This is a genomic window from Azoarcus sp. PA01 (genome assembly GCA_001274695.2).
Taxonomy (GTDB): Bacteria; Pseudomonadota; Gammaproteobacteria; order Burkholderiales; family Rhodocyclaceae; genus Aromatoleum.
Map to the genome: position 1 here is coordinate 1,249,861 of LARU01000002.1, position 17,403 is coordinate 1,267,263.

14 protein-coding genes are annotated in these 17,403 nt (G+C 65.8%); 3 read left to right on the forward strand and 11 right to left on the reverse strand.

Annotation, left to right across the window (positions count from 1 at the left end; genetic code table 11):
- The 9 genes from PA01_06765 to PA01_06805 form a co-directional block, all read right to left on the reverse strand.
- Positions 1–4,686 carry a glutamate synthase-related protein gene (locus PA01_06765; GenBank protein ID KON81346.1) on the reverse strand — a complete coding sequence of 1,562 codons (4,686 nt, stop codon included), beginning with the start codon at positions 4,684–4,686 and terminating at the stop codon, positions 1–3.
- Positions 4,687–4,933: 247 nt separating this feature from the next.
- On the reverse strand, positions 4,934–6,058 hold the full coding sequence (locus PA01_06770; protein KON81347.1) for a deoxyguanosinetriphosphate triphosphohydrolase: 1,125 nt from the start codon (positions 6,056–6,058) through the stop codon (positions 4,934–4,936).
- Positions 6,055–7,137: a 3-dehydroquinate synthase gene (aroB, locus tag PA01_06775; protein KON81348.1), complete on the reverse strand. Its 1,083-nt coding sequence runs from the start codon at positions 7,135–7,137 to the stop codon at positions 6,055–6,057. Before aroB ends, PA01_06770 begins: the two co-directional genes overlap by 4 nt.
- The gene (locus tag PA01_06780; GenBank protein KON81349.2) at positions 7,125–7,655 is read right to left on the reverse strand and encodes a shikimate kinase; all 531 of its coding nucleotides are present in this window, start codon (positions 7,653–7,655) and stop codon (positions 7,125–7,127) included. Before PA01_06780 ends, aroB begins: the two co-directional genes overlap by 13 nt.
- Positions 7,656–7,711: 56 nt before the next feature.
- Positions 7,712–9,871: a type IV pilus secretin PilQ gene (gene pilQ / locus PA01_06785; protein ID KON82358.2), complete on the reverse strand. Its 2,160-nt coding sequence runs from the start codon at positions 9,869–9,871 to the stop codon at positions 7,712–7,714.
- The gene (locus PA01_06790) at positions 9,868–10,383 is read right to left on the reverse strand and encodes a pilus assembly protein PilP (protein KON81350.1); all 516 of its coding nucleotides are present in this window, start codon (positions 10,381–10,383) and stop codon (positions 9,868–9,870) included. The genes pilQ and PA01_06790 overlap by 4 nt, the downstream gene beginning before the upstream one ends.
- A gap of 7 nt (positions 10,384–10,390) precedes the next feature.
- Positions 10,391–11,062 carry a type 4a pilus biogenesis protein PilO gene (locus tag PA01_06795; GenBank protein ID KON81351.1) on the reverse strand — a complete coding sequence of 224 codons (672 nt, stop codon included), beginning with the start codon at positions 11,060–11,062 and terminating at the stop codon, positions 10,391–10,393.
- Positions 11,059–11,631 (reverse strand): PilN domain-containing protein, encoded by a 573-nt coding sequence (locus PA01_06800; GenBank protein ID KON81352.1) that lies wholly within the window; start codon positions 11,629–11,631, stop codon positions 11,059–11,061. The genes PA01_06795 and PA01_06800 overlap by 4 nt, the downstream gene beginning before the upstream one ends.
- Positions 11,628–12,704: a pilus assembly protein PilM gene (locus PA01_06805; GenBank protein ID KON81353.1), complete on the reverse strand. Its 1,077-nt coding sequence runs from the start codon at positions 12,702–12,704 to the stop codon at positions 11,628–11,630. The genes PA01_06800 and PA01_06805 overlap by 4 nt, the downstream gene beginning before the upstream one ends.
- A gap of 180 nt (positions 12,705–12,884) precedes the next feature.
- Between PA01_06805 and PA01_06810 the strand changes: the two genes are divergently transcribed.
- The gene (locus PA01_06810) at positions 12,885–15,248 is read left to right on the forward strand and encodes a penicillin-binding protein 1A (GenBank protein KON81354.1); all 2,364 of its coding nucleotides are present in this window, start codon (positions 12,885–12,887) and stop codon (positions 15,246–15,248) included.
- Between the two features lie 14 nt (positions 15,249–15,262).
- Here PA01_06810 and cyaY read toward each other — a convergent pair whose 3' ends face one another.
- A complete protein-coding gene (gene cyaY, locus PA01_06815) occupies positions 15,263–15,586 on the reverse strand; it encodes an iron donor protein CyaY (protein ID KON81355.1) in 324 nt (107 codons plus the stop codon).
- Between the two features lie 46 nt (positions 15,587–15,632).
- Between cyaY and PA01_18670 the strand changes: the two genes are divergently transcribed.
- Positions 15,633–15,803, forward strand: a complete 171-nt coding sequence (locus PA01_18670; protein KAI5913062.1) for a lipoprotein — start codon at positions 15,633–15,635, stop codon at positions 15,801–15,803.
- Positions 15,800–17,062, forward strand: a complete 1,263-nt coding sequence (lysA, locus tag PA01_06820; protein ID KON81356.1) for a diaminopimelate decarboxylase — start codon at positions 15,800–15,802, stop codon at positions 17,060–17,062. The genes PA01_18670 and lysA overlap by 4 nt, the downstream gene beginning before the upstream one ends.
- Here the strand turns inward: lysA and PA01_06825 are convergent.
- Positions 17,035–17,391 (reverse strand): hypothetical protein, encoded by a 357-nt coding sequence (locus tag PA01_06825; protein ID KON81357.1) that lies wholly within the window; start codon positions 17,389–17,391, stop codon positions 17,035–17,037. The genes lysA and PA01_06825 overlap by 28 nt on opposite strands.
- Between the last annotated feature and the right edge of the window lie 12 nt (positions 17,392–17,403).

Here is a 17,403-nt window from a genome sequence, read left to right on the forward strand (position 1 = left end):
TTATGCGGCCTCCAGTTGCTTCTGCTTCTGCGCGGCCATTTCGGCCAGCGCCCGACGGTATTCATGCGGCATCACCTTGACGAACTTGCAGCGCCAGGCGGTCCAGTTCTCGATGATCTCGCGCGCATGCGCGCTGCCGGTGTAGCGCACGTGACGCTCGATCAGGCCTTTCAGGATCAGCTCGTCGCCCATCTCGAGATGGTCGATGTCGACGCGGCCGTGCGACTCGAGGTCGTCGCCGGATTCGGAGCCCTTGCGCGCTTCGATTTCCTCCGGCACCGGCTCCAGCGCAACCTGCGCCATGTTGCAGCGTTGCTCGAACGTGCCGTCCGCATCGAGCACGTACGCGACGCCGCCCGACATGCCGGCAGCGAAGTTGCGCCCGGTGGGGCCGAGCACGACGACGGTGCCGCCGGTCATGTACTCACAGCCGTGGTCGCCGACACCTTCGACGACCGCGGTCGCGCCCGAGTTGCGCACTGCGAAGCGTTCGCCGCCGACACCGGAGAAATACGCTTCGCCTTCGATCGCGCCGTACAGCACCGTGTTGCCGATGATGATGTTCTCGGTCGACGCGCCGCGGAACGCCGCCTGCGGGCGCACGATGACGCGCCCGCCCGACAGCCCCTTGCCGACGTAGTCGTTGCCTTCGCCGACCAGTTCCAGCGTCACGCCGCGCGCGAGGAAGGCGGCGAAGCTCTGGCCTGCCGTACCGCTCAGCGTGACATGCACGGTGTCGTCGGGCAGGCCGGCGTGGCCGTATTTCGCTGCGACCCGGCCCGACAGCATCGCGCCGACCGTGCGGTTGATGTTGCGCACCGGCAGCTCGATCCGCACTTTCTCGCCGCGCTCGAGCGCGGGCCGGGCGAGCTCGACGAGGTGGTTGTCGAGCGCCTTTTCCAGGCTGTGATCCTGCGCCTCGACGTGGCGGCGCGACACGCTCGCGGGCACGTCGGGTCGATGGAAAATGCGGCTGTAGTCGAGCCCGCGCGCTTTCCAGTGCTCGATGCCTTTCTTCATGTCGAGCAGGTCGACTCGGCCGATCAGCTCGTCGAACCGGCGGATGCCAAGCTCGGCCATCAGCTCGCGCACTTCGTCAGCGACGAAGAAGAAGTAATTGACGACGTGCTCGGGCTGGCCGGTAAAACGCTTCCGGAGTTCCGGATCCTGCGTCGCGACGCCGACCGGGCAGGTGTTCAGATGGCACTTCCTCATCATGATGCACCCTTCGACGACCAGCGGCGCAGTCGCGAAGCCGAACTCGTCGGCACCGAGCAAGGCGCCGACGACGACATCGCGGCCGGTCTTCATCTGGCCGTCGACCTGCACGCGGATGCGGCTTCGGAGGCGGTTCAGCACGAGGGTCTGCTGCGTCTCGGCAAGCCCGAGTTCCCACGGCGAGCCGGCGTGCTTGATCGAGCTCCACGGGCTCGCGCCGGTGCCGCCGTCGTGGCCGGCGATCACGACGTGGTCGGCTTTCGCTTTCGCGACGCCCGCGGCGACGGTGCCGACGCCGATTTCGGATACCAGCTTGACCGAGATCGACGCGGCCGGATTCGCGTTCTTGAGGTCGTGGATCAGCTGCGCGAGATCCTCGATCGAGTAGATGTCATGGTGCGGCGGGGGCGAGATCAGGCCGACGCCCGGCACCGAGTGGCGCAGGAAGCCGATGTACTCGCTGACCTTGTGGCCGGGCAGCTGGCCGCCTTCGCCGGGCTTCGCGCCCTGCGCCATCTTGATCTGGATCTGGTCGGCATTGACCAGATACTCCGCGGTCACGCCGAAGCGGCCCGACGCGACCTGCTTGATCGACGACCGCAGGCTGTCGCCCGGATGCAGCTCGAGGTCGCGCGCGACGCGGTGCTCGCCGATGAGCTGTGACATGCGCATCGCCTGCGTGACCGGCTTGAAGCGCATCGGGTCCTCGCCGCCTTCGCCGGTGTTCGACTTGCCGCCGATGCGGTTCATCGCGACGGCGAGCGTCGTGTGCGCCTCGGTCGAAATCGAGCCGAGCGACATCGCGCCGGTCGCGAAGCGCTTGACGATCTCCTTCGCCGGCTCGACCTCGTCGAGCGGGACCGGAGCTGCCGCGGGCTTGATCTCGAACAGGCCGCGCAGCGTCATGTGGCGCCGCGTCTGGTCGTTGATCAGCTGCGCGTATTCCTTGTAGGTGTCGGCCTTGCCGGAACGCGTCGCGTGCTGCAGCTTCGCGATCGCGTCGGGCGTCCACATGTGGTCGTCGCCGCGCACGCGGTAAGCGTAATCGCCGCCGGCGTCGAGCATGTCGACGAGCACCGGGTCATCGCCGAACGCCCTCTTGTGCAGGCGCAGCGCCTCTTCCATGACTTCGAACACGCCGATGCCTTCGACCTGGCTCTTCGTGCCGGTGAAGTACTTGTCGCACAGCGCCTGCTGCAGGCCGACCACCTCGAAGATCTGCGCGCCCGTGTAGGACATGTAGGTCGAGATGCCCATTTTCGACATCACTTTCATCAGGCCCTTGCCGATCGCCTTGACGAAATGCCTGATCGCCTTGTCCGCCGCTTCGCCCGGGTTCGGCGACTGCGCGGCGAGCTGCTGCAGCGTCTCCAGCGCGAGATACGGATGCACCGCTTCGGCCCCGTAACCGGCGAGCACCGCGAAGTGATGGACTTCGCGCGCGGTGCCGGTCTCGACGACGAGGCCGGCGCGCGTGCGCAGGCCTTTCGTCACCAGATGCTGGTGGATCGCGGAGGTCGCGAGCAGCGCGGGGATCGCCACGGTCTGCGCGTCGACTTTGCGGTCGGACACGATCAGGATGTTGAAGCCCTGCAGCACCGCGTCCTCCGCTTCGGCGCACAGCGTCGCGAGCCGCGCCTCGACGCCTTCCTTGCCCCACGCGACCGGATAGCACACATCGAGCTCGGTCGAGCGGAAGCGGCTGTCGGCGTACGCGGCGATGTTGCGGATCTTCGCCATGTCGGCGAAGTCGAGCACCGGCTGCGTGACTTCGAGGCGGTACGGCGGGTTGATCTCGTTGATCTCGAGCAGGTTCGGCCGCGGCCCGATGAACGACACGAGCGACATCACCAGCTGCTCGCGGATCGGATCGATTGGCGGGTTCGTGACCTGCGCGAAAAGCTGGCGGAAGTAGCTGTAGAGCGTCTTTTCCTTCGCCGACAGCACCGCGAGCGGCGAATCGTTGCCCATCGAGCCGGTCGCCTCTTCGCCGGTCTTGCCCATCGGCTCGAGGATGAACTTGATGTCTTCCTGCGTGTAGCCGAACGCCTGCTGGCGGTCGAGCACCGATGCGGGGCACTCGGGCGCGCCCGCGTCGGCCGGCGCCTGCAGCTCGTCGAACTTGATGTTGATGCGCTGGATCCACTCGCGGTAGGGCTTCGCCGTCGCCAGCGACTCCTTGAGCTCGCGGTCGCCGATGATGCGTCCCTGCTCCAGGTCGATCATGAACATCTTGCCCGGCTGCAGACGCCATTTCTTGACGATCTTGCTGTCGGGGATCGGCAGCACGCCGGATTCGGACGCCATGACGACGAAGTCGTCGTCGGTGACGAGGTAGCGCGCCGGACGCAGGCCGTTGCGGTCGAGCGTCGCGCCGATCTGGCGGCCGTCGGTGAAAGCGACTGCGGCCGGGCCGTCCCACGGCTCCATCATCGCCGCGTGGTATTCGTAGAACGCGCGACGGCGCTCGTCCATCAGCGTGTGCGACTCCCACGCTTCCGGGATCATCATCATCATCGCGTGCGCGAGCGAGTAGCCCCCCATGACGAGCAGCTCGAGCGCGTTGTCGAACGACGCCGAGTCGGACTGGCCGGGGTAGATCAACGGCCAGATCTTCTCGAGATCGGCGCCGAGCAGCGGCGAGGACACGCCTTTTTCGCGTGCGCGCATCCAGTTGTAGTTGCCGCGCAGCGTGTTGATTTCGCCGTTGTGCGCGATGTAGCGGAACGGATGCGCGAGGTTCCACTTCGGGAACGTGTTCGTCGAGAAACGCTGGTGCACCAGCGCCAGCGCGGAGACGGCGCGCCGATCGGCCAGGTCGTCGTAGTATTCGCCGACCTGGGTCGCGAGCAGCAGCCCCTTGTAGTTGATCGTCCGCGCCGACATCGAGACGACGTAGAACTCCTTGCCGTGCTTGAGGCTCAGCGCATTGACCGCGTTCGCGGCGCGGCGGCGGATGACGTAGAGCTTGCGTTCGAGCGCGTCGGTGACGGTGACGTCCGGGCCGCGGCCGATGAACACCTGGCGCATCACCGGCTCCTTGGCTTTCACGGTCGGCGACATCGGCATGTCACGATTGACCGGCACGTCGCGCCAGCCGAGGACGACCTGGCCTTCGGCACGTACCGTGCGGCGGATCTCTTCCTCGCACGCGAGGCGCGACGCCTGCTCTTTCGGCAGGAACACCATGCCCACGCCGTACTCGCCGGCGGGCGGCAGCGTCACGCCCTGCTTCGCCATGTCCTCGCGGTACAGCGCATCGGGGATCTGGATGAGGATGCCCGCGCCGTCACCCTGCAGTTCGTCGGCGCCCACTGCGCCCCGGTGATCGAGATTCTTGAGGATCTCGAGCCCTTGCGTGATGATTTCGTGGCTCTTGCTGCCCTTGATGTGGGCAATGAAACCCACGCCGCAAGCATCATGTTCATTGGCCGGGTCGTACAGACCCTGCTTTTGGGGGAGATCCATCTCGTTGTTCCTCGACACGACACGTTTGCCGGACAAAACCGGCGTTGATCGGGCGACGGGCGCCGCATGCAAAAAACGCACCAAAACTGTGCAGACGTCAAAAAAAGCCGGGTGCACGCGCACACCGGCTCTGTTCAGCCCGTGCGCACGCACACGGCCGCTACGTACGATTCAGCGGGCTAAAGAATATACCTGCGTGAAACTCGTGATTCAAGAGTTTTTTGCGCTGCGGTAACACTATGATGATTCAATGAATTTCGCCCACCGCGAAGAGCCGGCGATGCTCCTTCATCGCATAGCGATCCGTCATGCCGGCGATGTAGTCGGCGATCGCGCGCGGCTGGTCGGCGTGGGCGCGGAGCTGGTACTGCGGCGGCAGCAGCCGGACGTCGCTCATGAAGGCGTCGAACAGGTCGCGCACGATGCGCCGCGCCTTGTCGGTCATCCGCAGCACCTGGTAGTGCAGATAGAGCTTTTCGCGGAGAAAGGACTTCAGCTCCCGCAGCTGCGGCAACAGCGCGTCGGAGTACGCGACGAGGGCTGGCGCCCGGTGCACGTCGGCAAGCGTGACGATGCCGGCCGCGGCGATGTTGGCACGGGTCCTGTCGATCAGGTCGAGCGCCATCACGTTGATCATGCGGCGGATCGTCTCGTGGATCAGCTTGCGCCCGGCGAGCCCCGGCCACTGCGCTTCGACTTCCCGCCGGCGCGTCGCGAAGATCGCGACCGCGTCGAGGTCGGCGAGCGAGATCAGGCCGGAACGCAGGCCGTCATCGACGTCGTGGTTGTTGTACGCGATTTCGTCGGCGAGGTTCGCCAGCTGCGCTTCGAGCGAAGGCTGGGTGCCTTCGATGAAGCGCCGCCCGAGCTCGCCGAGCTGCACGGCATTGGCCCGTGAGCAGTGCTTGAGAATGCCTTCGCGCGTTTCGTGCGTGAGGTTGAGCCCGTCGAACGCCGCATAGTGCTCCTCGAGCACGTCGACGGTGCGCAGCGACTGGAGATTGTGCTCGAACCCGCCGTAGGCCTTCATGCACGCGTTGAGCGCGTCCTGTCCGGCGTGACCGAACGGAGTGTGTCCGACGTCGTGCGCGAGGGCGATGGCTTCGGCGAGATCCTCGTTGAGCGCCAGCACGCGCGCGATCGTGCGGGTGATCTGCGCCACTTCGATGCTGTGCGTGAGCCGCGTGCGGAACAGGTCGCCCTCGTGATTGACGAACACCTGGGTCTTGTATTCGAGCCGGCGAAAAGCCGTGCAATGGACGATGCGGTCGCGGTCGCGCTGGAACTCGCTGCGGATGCCCGGCGACGGCTCGGCGTGCACGCGTCCGCGCGAATTGCCCTCGCTGACCGCATAGGACGCGAGCGCGATCACGCGCAGCGCGCCTCGATCGCCGCGCCGATCATGTCCGGCGCCGCGCCCGCATGAATCACCGCCTTGCCGATCGAGCGCAGCAGGACCAGGCGCAGGCGGCCTTCCTCGACTTTCTTGTCGTTGGCCATCAGCTCGAGATAGGTGGCGACCGGCAGCGGCGGCCCCGCGACCGGCAGCCCGGCGCGCACGTGCAGCGCTTCGATGCGCGCGACTTCGGCAGCGGTCAGCCAGCCCAGCCGGCGCGACAGCTCCGCCGCCATCATCGTGCCGGCGGCGACCGCTTCGCCGTGCAGCCAGTTGCCGTAACCCATGCCGGTCTCGATCGCATGGCCGAACGTGTGGCCGAGATTGAGCAGCGCGCGCTCACCCTGCTCGGTTTCGTCCGCCGCGACGACTTCGGCCTTGTTCGCGCACGAACGCTCGATCGCGAACGCGAGCGCTTCGGGTTCGCGCGCGAGCACGCGCTCGATGTGCGCTTCGAGCCAGGCGAACAGCGCCGGGTCGCGGATCAGCCCGTACTTGATCACTTCGGCAAGCCCGGCTTTCAGCTCGCGGTCCGGCAGCGTGTCGAGCGTCGCAGTGTCCGCGAGCACGACGCGCGGCTGGTAGAAGGCCCCGATCATGTTCTTGCCGAGCGGATGGTTGATCGCGGTCTTGCCGCCGACCGACGAATCGACCTGCGACAGCAGCGTTGTCGGCACCTGGATGAACGGCATGCCGCGCTGGTAGGTCGCCGCGGCGAATCCGGCCATGTCGCCGACGACCCCGCCGCCGAGCGCGATCAGCGTCGTCGAGCGCTCGCAGCGCGTCGCCAGCAGCATGTCGAAGACGAGGTTGAGCGTCTGCCAGTTCTTGTGCGACTCGCCATCGGGAAGGGTGACGACGTCCACCCTGACGCCGTCCGCCTCGAGCGCACGCTGCAGCCGCGCGAGGTAAAGCGGGCCGACGATGTCGTTGGTGACGATCGCGACCCGCGCAGTCCTGAGGAACGGCCGGATCAGGCCGGCGTCGTCGAGCACGCCCGGTCCGATATGAATCGGATAGGCACGATCACCGAGGGCGACGTTCAGTGTTCGCATGTTTTCTTGTGGAAATTCTGGATCGCTTTCTCGACCTGCCTGACCATTCCGCTCGGGTTGCCGCGCCCGCCATCGACGATGATGTCGGCCACAGCGCGATACAGCGGATCCCGTTCGCGATACAGGCTCTCGATGCGCTCGCGCGGGTTCGACACCTGCAGCAGCGGCCGGTTGCGGTCGTTGCGCGTGCGTTCCCACAGCACCTGCGTCGGCACGTTCAGGTACACGACGATGCCGCGCGTCGTCAGGACTGCACGGTTCGCCGGATCGAGCACGACTCCGCCGCCGGTCGCCAGCACGAGCCCGGTCTGGTGGGTGAGCTCGTCGAGGAGCTGGCTCTCGCGACGCCGGAAACCCGCTTCTCCCTCGATTTCGAAGATGGTCGGGATCTTCACGCCGGTGCGAGCCTCGATTTCGTGGTCGCAGTCGACGAAGCGCATCTGATGCCGCTTCGCATACTCGCGCCCCACGGTGGTCTTTCCGGCACCCATCATGCCCACGAGAACGACTAACACCAAACCAGCATCCGGTACGTTGCGGGATCGGGCCCGCGCCCAGTGACGAGCACGCGAGCCTAACGCAGCGTCAGTGAGTCCGCAACTATCCGCGGCGTGATGAAGATCAGCAGCTCGGAGCGATTCGAGATCTTCTGCGTATTGCGAAACAGCGCGCCGACGACCGGGACTTCGCCCAGCAGCGGGATGCGCGACACGGAATCGCCTTCCTCTTCCTCGTAGATGCCTCCGATGACGACAGTTCCGCCATTCTCGACGAGGACTTCGGTCTTGACGGTTTTCGTCGCGATTGCCGGCTCGGTAAAACCGGGCAGGAATTCCGGGCGATCCTTGTTCACCTGCACCCCCAGCTGCACCCGTCCATCCGGCGTGATCTGCGGCTTGACCCTCAGGGACAGGACGGCTTTCTTGAATTCGACGCTCGTCGCTCCGGAACTCGTTTCCTTCCGATAGGCGATTTCCGTACCCTGTTCGATCGACGCCTCGACCTGGTTCGCGGTCAGGACGCGCGGGCTTGAAATGACCCTGCCGCGCCCGTCCAACTCAAGTGCGGCGAGCTCGAGGTTGAGAAAGCGGGTCAGGCCTTTATTGAAGAGCGTCAGGTTGAGCGCCCCGAACGGCGTCCCGGGAAGAAAGCCCTCACCACTCGTAGCCGACTCGCCGACGCGCTGAACCATGTCGGTGATGAGCACATTGGGATCGTCGACAACCGCGCCGTCCTTGAGCGCGACGAACTCGGACGAACCGAACCCGAGTTTCGCCCCTCGCCCCAGATCTCGGGCTCTGCGGTCTCCATAGCCGAGACGCACGCCGAGATCACGCGAAAAATCCTTGTTCGCCTCGACGATGCGCGCCTCGATCATGACCTGGCGCGGCAGCAGGTCGATCTCTTCGACGAGCCGCCGGATCGCATCGAGGCGCGACACGACGTCGGTGACGAACAGCTTGTTGCTGCGCTCGTCCATCACGACGCTGCCACGCTTGGACAGCATCGTCTGGTCCTTGCTTTTCAGGAAATCGAAAATCTCCTTCGCCTTGTGGTAATTGATCTGGAAGCTCTCGGTCTGGACCGGCTCGAGGTCGCCGATCTGGGCCTGCGCTTCGAGCTGCAGCTTCTCGCGCATCGCGAGCTCTTCGCTGGGCGCGATCCAGATCACGTTGCCGGTCTTGCGCATGTCCAGGCCTTTCGCCTGCAGGATGATGTCGAGCGCCTGATCCCACGGCACGTCCTTCAGGCGCAGCGTGAGGTTGCCCTGGACGGAGTCGCTGGTGATGATGTTGAAGTTCGTGAAATCGGCAATGACCTGCAGCACCGACCGGACGTCGATGTTCTGGAAATTCAGCGACAGTTTCTCGCCGCTGTACTGGCCGCGGCTGCCCTGGACCAGCTTGTTCGGGTCCTCGACGACGCGCCGCACTTCGAGGACGAACTGGTTGTCGCTCTGGTACGCGTTGTGTTCCCACAAGCCGGTCGGCGCGACCAGCAGCCTGACGTTGTCGCCTTGGGGCTGGGCGGTCATCGACGTGACCGGCGTGGCGAAGTCGGTGACGTCCGAGCGCCGCCGCAGATGTTCAGGCAACGACGTCCCGAGGAACTCGACAATGAGATTTTCGCCTTGCCGGCGGATGTCGATCCCGGTGTCCGGACTCGACAGCTGCACGACGATGCGCGCTTCGCCGTCCTTGCCGCGGCGGAACGTGATATCCCTGATGCTCCTGGTTTCAGCTGCCGCATCCTGCGCTTTCGGCGCGGCGAAGTTCGCGAGCGCCTGTGAAACCGGCGTCGAAGCCACCGCATCGGGCGCGATCGGCGAAAGCGTGATGATGACGTGGCGCCCGTCGACGCGCGCCTCGTAAGGCGTCGCGCGAGTCAGGTTGAGCACGAGTCGCGTGCGATCGCCCGCCTGGACGATGTTCGCGCTGCGCAGCTCCCCCTGGCCGATGTCCTGCTGCGTGCGTCCGAGCCCGTTGGCGGTGCCGCGGAAGTCGAACGCGAGGCGGGGCGGAGTCGCGACGCTGAAGCTCGGCGGCGGGCTCGCCGGCGGTTCCTTGAGCGTGAGCCGGACAAGGACGCTGCCGCCCTGCTGGGAAACCTCCATGGCCTCGATCCGGTTCGACATCTCGGCCACCGCTGCCGGCGCCTGGGCAAGCGCCGTCGGGACGGCCGCCCCCAGCGCCAGCACTGCATAAAACAGCGCCATCATGCTATTGCGTTTCATCGTTTCGCCTCCTGGCGCTCCTGCAACAGCAACTTGCCGGTGCGTTCCACCCAGTCGCCATCCAAGTCTTCGACGAGTTCCTTGAGGGTGAGATCGGCGTCGGAAATGCCGCTCACCACACCGAAGTTCTGCCCCATGTAGTTGCCGACCCTGACTTGGTAGAGGCTTTTGTCGACCCGGACCAGCGCGTGCACCCTCTGGCCCTGCCTCATCACCCCGACGAGCTCGAGCGATTCGAGCGGAAACGCTTCGAGCGGCTCGCGCCGGCGGTTCAGGTCCGGCCCGCTGCCGGGCCCGCTTTTCGTTTCGGGCTCGAGCCGTTCCGGGGCGAACGGCGGTGTCCGGTCGGCCACCGCATATTCGACGACGGGAAAGGGCCTGACTTCGGGAAGCGGCTTGACTGCGCCGCGCATCCCTTTTTCCTGCTCCGTCATCCAGCTGCGGATGTCTTCCTGGTCGCTCGAACAGGCCGCGAGCGCCGCCGCGCACGCGAGAATCAGAAGGCGCTTCATAGGCTTCTCACTTGCGTCCCTTGGCGCTCTCGGCGGCCTTGGCCTGCTGCCGCTGCCTGGCAAGCTCCTCTTCGTCCAGGTAGCGGTAGGTCGTCGCCCGGGCGTCGAGCTTGAGCGTTCCGTCCTTCTGCCCCTCGATCGCGACATTGTTCAGGGTAACGATGCGCGGCATGCTCGCCACGTCCTCGGCGAACGCCCCCAGATCGTGATAGGCGCCGACGATGCGCACTTCGATCGGCATCTCGGCGTAGAAGTCCTTGACCACTTCGGCGCCGGGCTTGAACAGCTCGAACTGCAGCCCGCGCCCGAGGCCGGCCTGATTGATGTCGGACAGCAGCGAGTCCATTTCCGCGCGGTTCGGCAGCTGCTTGAGGAGGGCGCCGAACTGGCGATCGGTTTCCTCGAGCTGAAGCTTGTAGGCGTCGAGATTGACGGCCAGCTTCTTCTTCGAGACCCAGCTCTGCCGCAGCTCGGTCTCCTCGGCTTCGCGCGTTTCGAGCAGCGCGGCCTGGTCGCGCCAGTCGAACCACCATGCTGCCGCGACCGTTGCGACCAGCAGCGCGATGAAGACCGCGATACGCGGCGCGAGGGGCCACGCACCGGGATCGTTCGGATCGAGCCCGCGAAAGTCCTGGGACAGGCGTTCGAAGTCGATTTGCCGCAGGCGGTCGAGTTTCACGGCTTCGCCCTCTTGTCTTCTTCAACCGGCGGGCTTTCGATGGCGATGTTGAGCGCGAACTCGCTGACGCGGCGGTTGTTCAGCGTGGCCGATTTCACTTCGACCAGCCCCGGCTGCTCGAGAAACGGCGAGCCGTCGAGGTTGCGCATCAGGTGCGAGACCCGCGAGTTCGACTGTGCATACCCGAGCAGCCGGATCTTCGGCCCGTTCTGCTTGATCGACTTCAGATACACGCCTTCCGGCATGTGCACGGCGAGTTCGTTCAGCAGGTGCACGGACTGCGCGCGCGTGCCCTGCAGCGACTCGATTACCTGCTTGCGCGCGACGAGCGCGTCGATCTGCTCGCGCAAGCGCTTGATCTCGGCGATTTCGGCGTCGAGTTTCTTGATTTCCGCGCTGAAGAAGGCGTTCCTTTGCTCCTGGCGCTCGACCCGATCGACCATCACGACATGCACCAGCAGGCCGATTGCCAGGCCTGCGGTCACCATCAGGGCGGAGAAGATGTAGAACTGCTGGCGTCGCTCGCGGCGCTTCAACTCGCGGTGCGGCAGCAGATTGATTCGAATCATGGATCGAATCTCCGAAGCGCCAGTCCGCATGCGACCATCAGCGACGGGGCATCGGCAAGCAGGTTCCTGGCCCTCACGCGCGGCGACAGCGACATCGCGGCGAAGGGGTTGGCGACGGTGGTGTCGACCTGCGTTCTGCTGCTCACGACTTCCGGCAGCCCCGCAATCGCGGCACAGCCGCCGGCGAGCACGATCTGGTCGACCTGGTTGTACTGGGTCGAGGTGAAGAAGAATTGCAGCGCGCGAGACACTTCCAGCGCGAGGCTGTCCATGAACGGGCGCAGCAGGTCGCGTTCGTAATCTTCCGGCAGCCCGCCGGCGCGCTTCGCGGCTTCGGCGTCCTCCGGGCTCATGCCGTACTGCCGGGCGATTTCCTGCGTGAGCTGGTTGCCGCCGAACGCCTGCTCGCGGAAATAGATCTGCTGGCCGTTGCGCAACACCGTGACGCCCATGACGTTGGCGCCGATGTCGACGACCGCGACGATCAGGTTCACCGCGCCTCCGGGCAGTTGCCGGGCGACGAGCTCGAAAGCCGCTTCGGCAGCGAAGGATTCGACGTCCACGACCACCGCCTTGAGGCCCGACGCCTCGACGACCGCGACGCGATCCTCGACTTTTTCCTTGCGCGACGCGGCGATCAGCACCTCGACTTCGTCCGGACCGGCCGGCGACGGGCCGACCGTCTGGAAATCGAGATTGACTTCGTCGAGCGCGAAAGGAATGTACTGGTTCGCCTCGGACTCGACGTGGATTTCCATTTCCTGGTCCCGCAGCCCGGCCGGCAGAATCATTTTCTTTGTGATCACTGCGGACGCGGGCAGCGCGACCGCGACCTGCCTGACGCCGGAGCCCATGCGGCGCAGCGCGCGGCGGATCGACTCGCTGACGCCTTCGATGCTGTTGATGTTGCCATCGACGACCGCGTCGCGGGGCAGCGACTCGATCGCGTAGCGTTCGATCCGATAACCTTCCTTCTCGCCCCCCGACAGCTCGACCATCTTCACCGATGAAGACGAGATATCGAGCCCAGCCAACTGGCGCACCTTAGGACGAAACAGGGATAGGTCGATCACAAGGAAAAGCCTTGAATTTCTTCACGTTACGCACGGCCGTCGAACAGATTCCGGGATGCTAACAACAAGGATGGAAGGTGTAAAGAAGTGTAACCCGGAATGGGGCGAAAGGGCGGCCGGAACCGGCGCGCCTGCATGCGATCGTATAATCGCTTCCCCACCCCCTAATCTGGACTTTCGATGCGTTGGGTTTTCTACCCCGTTGCTGCGCTGATCGTTTTGATCGTTCTCGGCGTCGCAACCCTGGGGGCGATGTCTGCACTGGCCTGGCCGAACCTTCCGTCGTTGCGGGCGCTGACCGATTACCGCCCCAAAATCCCGCTCAGAGTATACACGGCGGACGGTCACCTCCTCGGCGAATTCGGCGAGGAACGGCGCGCGGTCGTGCGCATCGACGCCGTCCCGATGCAGCTCAAGCAGGCGATCCTCGCCGCGGAGGACGAGCGCTTCTACGAGCATCCGGGGATTGACGTGATCGGCATCGGCCGGGCGGCGCTGGCGAACGTGGTGTCGGGCGGGCGCGGCCAGGGCGCTTCGACGATCACGATGCAGGTCGCGCGCAACTTCTTCCTTTCGCGCGAAAAAACCTACAACCGCAAGCTCTATGAAATCCTGCTCGCGCTGAAGATCGAACGCAGCCTGAGCAAGGACCAGATTCTCGAGCTGTACATCAACCAGATCTACCTCGGACAGCGGGCCTACGGCTTCTCGACGGCATCCCTGACGTACTTCGGCAAGTCGCTGCAGGAGCTCACGCTCCCCGAGGCGGCGATGCTCGCAGGGCTGCCGAAAGCGCCGTCCGCATACAACCCGATCGCGAACCTGCGCCGCGCGACGCTGCGTCAGCAGTATGTGCTGCGCCGCATGGTCGAAGCCGGCTATATCGACAACGAAACCTACGAAAAGGCCCGCGACACTCCGCTGCACATCACGACCACGCGCTCGACGACGAACCCGATGCGTGGCGACTACGTCGCGGAGATGGCGCGGCAGATCGCCGTCGAGCAGTTCGGCGACGAGGCCTACCACGCCGGCATCCGCATCATCACGACGGTGGTGCACGAGGATCAGGTCGCGGCGCAGCGCGCGGTGCGCCAAGGCGTGCTCGATTACGACCGGCGCCGCGGCTACCGCGGCCCGGAAGGCTTCGTCGATCTCGGCGAAGTCGCTGACGACGAGGAGCGTCTCGACGAGTTGCTGTCGGAGTTCGAAGAGTACGACGACCTGCTCCCGGCGCTGGTTCTCGAAGCTTCGGCGAAGCGCGTCCGCGTCTATCGCCACGGCGCAACGATCACGATCAGCGGCAGCGGACTGCGCTTCGCGGCGCCGATGCTCAACCAGCGCGCCCCACAGAGCAGGCGGATCCGCCGCGGCGCGGTCGTCCGCATCCGCGACAACGGCGAGAAAGGCTGGGAAATCCTGCAAGTGCCCGAAGTCCAGGCGGCGCTGGTGTCGCTCGACGCGAACACCGGCGCGGTTCGGGCGCTGATCGGCGGCTTCGACTTCGACCACAGCAAGTTCAATCACGTCACGCAGGCGTTGCGCCAGCCCGGCTCGAGCTTCAAGCCGTTCATCTATTCGGCCGCGCTCGAACGGGGGTTTTCGCCGAGCAGTGTCGAAGACGACGCGCCGCTGTTCTTCCCCGCCGGCGTCACCGGCAGCAAGGACTGGGAACCGCGGAACTACGACGGCAAATACAACGGGCCGATGACGCTGCGCGACGGCCTGGCGCGCTCGAAGAACATGATCTCGATCCGCGTGCTGCAGTCGATCACGCCGCACTATGCGCAGGACTACATCACGCGCTTCGGCTTCGACGCGCAACGCCATCCGCCGTACCTGACCATGGCTTTGGGCGCAGGCAGCGTGACGCCCTGGGAAATGGCGGGAGCGTATGCGGTGTTCGCCAATGGCGGCTACCGTATCGATCCGTACATCGTCAAGGAGATCATCGACGGCGACGGGCGCGTGGTGGCAAAAGTCGATCCTCCGATCGCCGGCGAAAGCGCTCCGCGCGTCATCGACCCGCGTAACGCGTGGCTGATGAATTCGATGCTGCAGGACGTAATCCGGCGCGGCACTGGCACTCGCGCGCTCGCGCTCAAGCGCGGCGATCTCGCCGGCAAGACCGGCACCACGAACGACTACGTCGATGCGTGGTTCACCGGCTACAACCCCGATCTCGTCGCCGTGAGCTGGATGGGCTACGACCAGCCGCGCAATCTCGGCCGTGGCGAAACCGGCGGTTCGGCCGCGCTGCCGATATGGGTGAACTACATGCGCACGGCGCTCAAGGGAGTGCCGGAAAAAGCCCTCGCGCGACCCGACGGACTGCTCGCGATCCACTTGGCCGGCAGCGGCCGCGAAGAGTACATCTATCGCGAGAACCTGCCCCCGCAGCCCGTGGAAGTTCCGACGCTGCCCGTCGGGCTCTTCCCGCCGGCCGAAGCCCCCGACGAAGCAGTACCGCTGGCGCCGATACAGACTCCGTACAACGCTCCCGCGCCGGTCGTCGAACGCACGCCGACGCCTGTAAATCCTTAGGCCGCGACGTCTTTTCAGCCGGGCGAAAGGCTTACGGCGACGCCGGACTGCTGCCGTACCAGGTCGGACAGCATCGCGTACAGTTCCGCCCCGTCGCGCGTCGCCAGCCAGCGACCGCTGTCGGGGCGGAAGTGGAAGCCTCCCGATTTCGCCGCGACCCAGATTTCGCGCGCCGCCGTGTGGCGATTGATGATCATCTTCGTGCCGTTCTCGAATTCGATCTCGAGCACGCCGCCCGGCTTCGGTTCGATGTCGATGTCGGCGCCGCAACTGTCGAGGGCGGCTTCGATGCGCGCGAGTTCCGCATCGGCAAGGGCGTTGAATGCGGACTCTTCCATGCTCTCTCCTTCTGTTAGGATTCCCGTTTTTCCGATCGGCGACACCATGCGAGCGACTCTCATTGCGGCGGTGCTGGGCAGCACGCTGTTCCTGTCCGGATGCGGCATCAAGGGGCCGCTGTACCTGCCCGAGATTCCGGCCGCACCGCCGCAGGCGGCGCCCGCCGTCGACGCCGATCATAGCAAAGCCCTTTCCGCCCCGGCCGACTCGAAATGAATTCCGACTTTCCGCTCCCCACGCTGCGCCCCGGCTCCGCCGGGCTGCAGCTCGAAGACGTCGCGCTCGCGGCGATCGCCGAACGCTTCGGCACACCGACCTACGTCTATTCGCGCCAGGCGCTCGAGCAGGCTTTCGACGCGTACCGTCAAGCGCTCGCCGGCCGCCGCGCGCTCGTTTGCTACGCGGTCAAGGCGAACTCCAACCTCGGCGTGCTCGCAGTGTTCGCGAAGCTCGGCGCCGGGTTCGACATCGTTTCGGGCGGCGAGTTGTCGCGCGTGCTGGCGGCAGGCGGCGACCCGGGCAAAGTGGTGTTTTCCGGCGTCGGCAAAAGCGCTGGCGAGCTGCGCCAGGCGCTCGCGGCCGGCATCCGCTGCTTCAACGTCGAATCCGAGGCCGAGCTGGAGCGGCTCGACCTGCTCGCGGGCGAGCTTGGAACGCGGGCGCCGATCGCATTGCGCGTGAACCCTGACGTCGACCCCAAGACTCACCCCTACATTTCCACCGGGCTGAAGAACAACAAGTTCGGTGTCGCGTTCGACACCGCGCTCGCGCTGTACCGGCGCGCGGCGCAGATGCCGAATGTCCGGATCAGCGGCATCGCCTGCCACATCGGCTCGCAACTGCTCGATTCCGGACCGATCGCCGAAGCGGCGGAAAAAGTGCTCGGACTCGTCGATGAGCTCGCAGCGCAAGGAATCCGCCTCGACCACATCGATCTCGGCGGCGGTCTTGGCATTCGTTACCGCGACGAGGCGCCGCCGTCCGTCGCCGACTATCTCGCCCCGCTGCTGCGCCTGCTCGACGGCCGCAGCGAGGAGCTCTGCTTCGAGCCGGGCCGCTCACTGATCGGCAACGCCGGGCTGCTGCTGACGCGCATCGAATACCTGAAGCCGGGCGCGGAGCGCAATTTCGCGATCGTCGATGCGGCGATGAACGACCTCGCGCGCCCGGCCCTGTACGACGCGTATCACGAAGCGGTCGCGGTGGCGCCGCGCGACGTGCCGGAACTCAATTACGAGATCGTCGGGCCGATCTGCGAGAGCGGCGATTTCCTCGCGCACGACCGCCCGCTCGCGGTCGCGGCCGGCGACCTGATCGCGCTGCTGTCGGCCGGCGCGTACGGCATGGCGATGAGCTCGAACTACAACACGCGCCCGCGTGCCGCTGAAGTCATCGTCGACGGCGCCCGCACGCACCTCGTGCGACAGCGCGAAACCGTGGCATCGCTCTACGCGCTGGAGTCGCCGCTACTCTGAAAAACGCCGCGCCCGGACTCTTCGATCAGCGCCCGGCCGAACGCTTTCCAGGCCGGACCGCCATGCGTGTGCAGGCCCGTTTCGGCGCTCTCCGTCATCGTCCGCAGCATCAGCACCGCTAACGCGAACAGCTCGCCCCGCGCCTTGAGCTGCGGGTCCGGAGCGCGCAACAGCGCGTTGGTATGCTCGGCGCCGCCTTCGAGCGCTTCGCGCGCGAGCTGCCGCATCGCTGCCGCGTCGGACCAGTCGAGCCCGAGCAGGATGCCGCGCTTCAGGATTTCACGCTCGAGTTCGAGCGCATCGCGCGCGAAGTGCTCGAAGCCGCTCATCGCGCAGCCCTC

Bases quoted from the DNA above. Each gene is read 5' to 3' on its own strand.
- PA01_06800 (KON81352.1), bottom strand. From the start codon at position 11,631: ATGATTCGAATCAATCTGCTGCCGCACCGCGAGTTGAAGCGCCGCGAG.
- cyaY (KON81355.1), bottom strand. From the start codon at position 15,586: ATGGAAGAGTCCGCATTCAACGCCCTTGCCGATGCGGAACTCGCGCGC.
- PA01_18670 (KAI5913062.1), top strand. From the start codon at position 15,633: ATGCGAGCGACTCTCATTGCGGCGGTGCTGGGCAGCACGCTGTTCCTG.
- PA01_06825 (KON81357.1), bottom strand. From the start codon at position 17,391: ATGAGCGGCTTCGAGCACTTCGCGCGCGATGCGCTCGAACTCGAGCGT.
- PA01_06810 (KON81354.1), top strand. From the start codon at position 12,885: ATGCGTTGGGTTTTCTACCCCGTTGCTGCGCTGATCGTTTTGATCGTT.
- aroB (KON81348.1), bottom strand. From the start codon at position 7,137: ATGCGAACACTGAACGTCGCCCTCGGTGATCGTGCCTATCCGATTCAT.
- PA01_06765 (KON81346.1), bottom strand. From the start codon at position 4,686: ATGGATCTCCCCCAAAAGCAGGGTCTGTACGACCCGGCCAATGAACAT.
- PA01_06790 (KON81350.1), bottom strand. From the start codon at position 10,383: ATGAAGCGCCTTCTGATTCTCGCGTGCGCGGCGGCGCTCGCGGCCTGT.
- pilQ (KON82358.2), bottom strand. From the start codon at position 9,871: ATGAAACGCAATAGCATGATGGCGCTGTTTTATGCAGTGCTGGCGCTG.
- lysA (KON81356.1), top strand. From the start codon at position 15,800: ATGAATTCCGACTTTCCGCTCCCCACGCTGCGCCCCGGCTCCGCCGGG.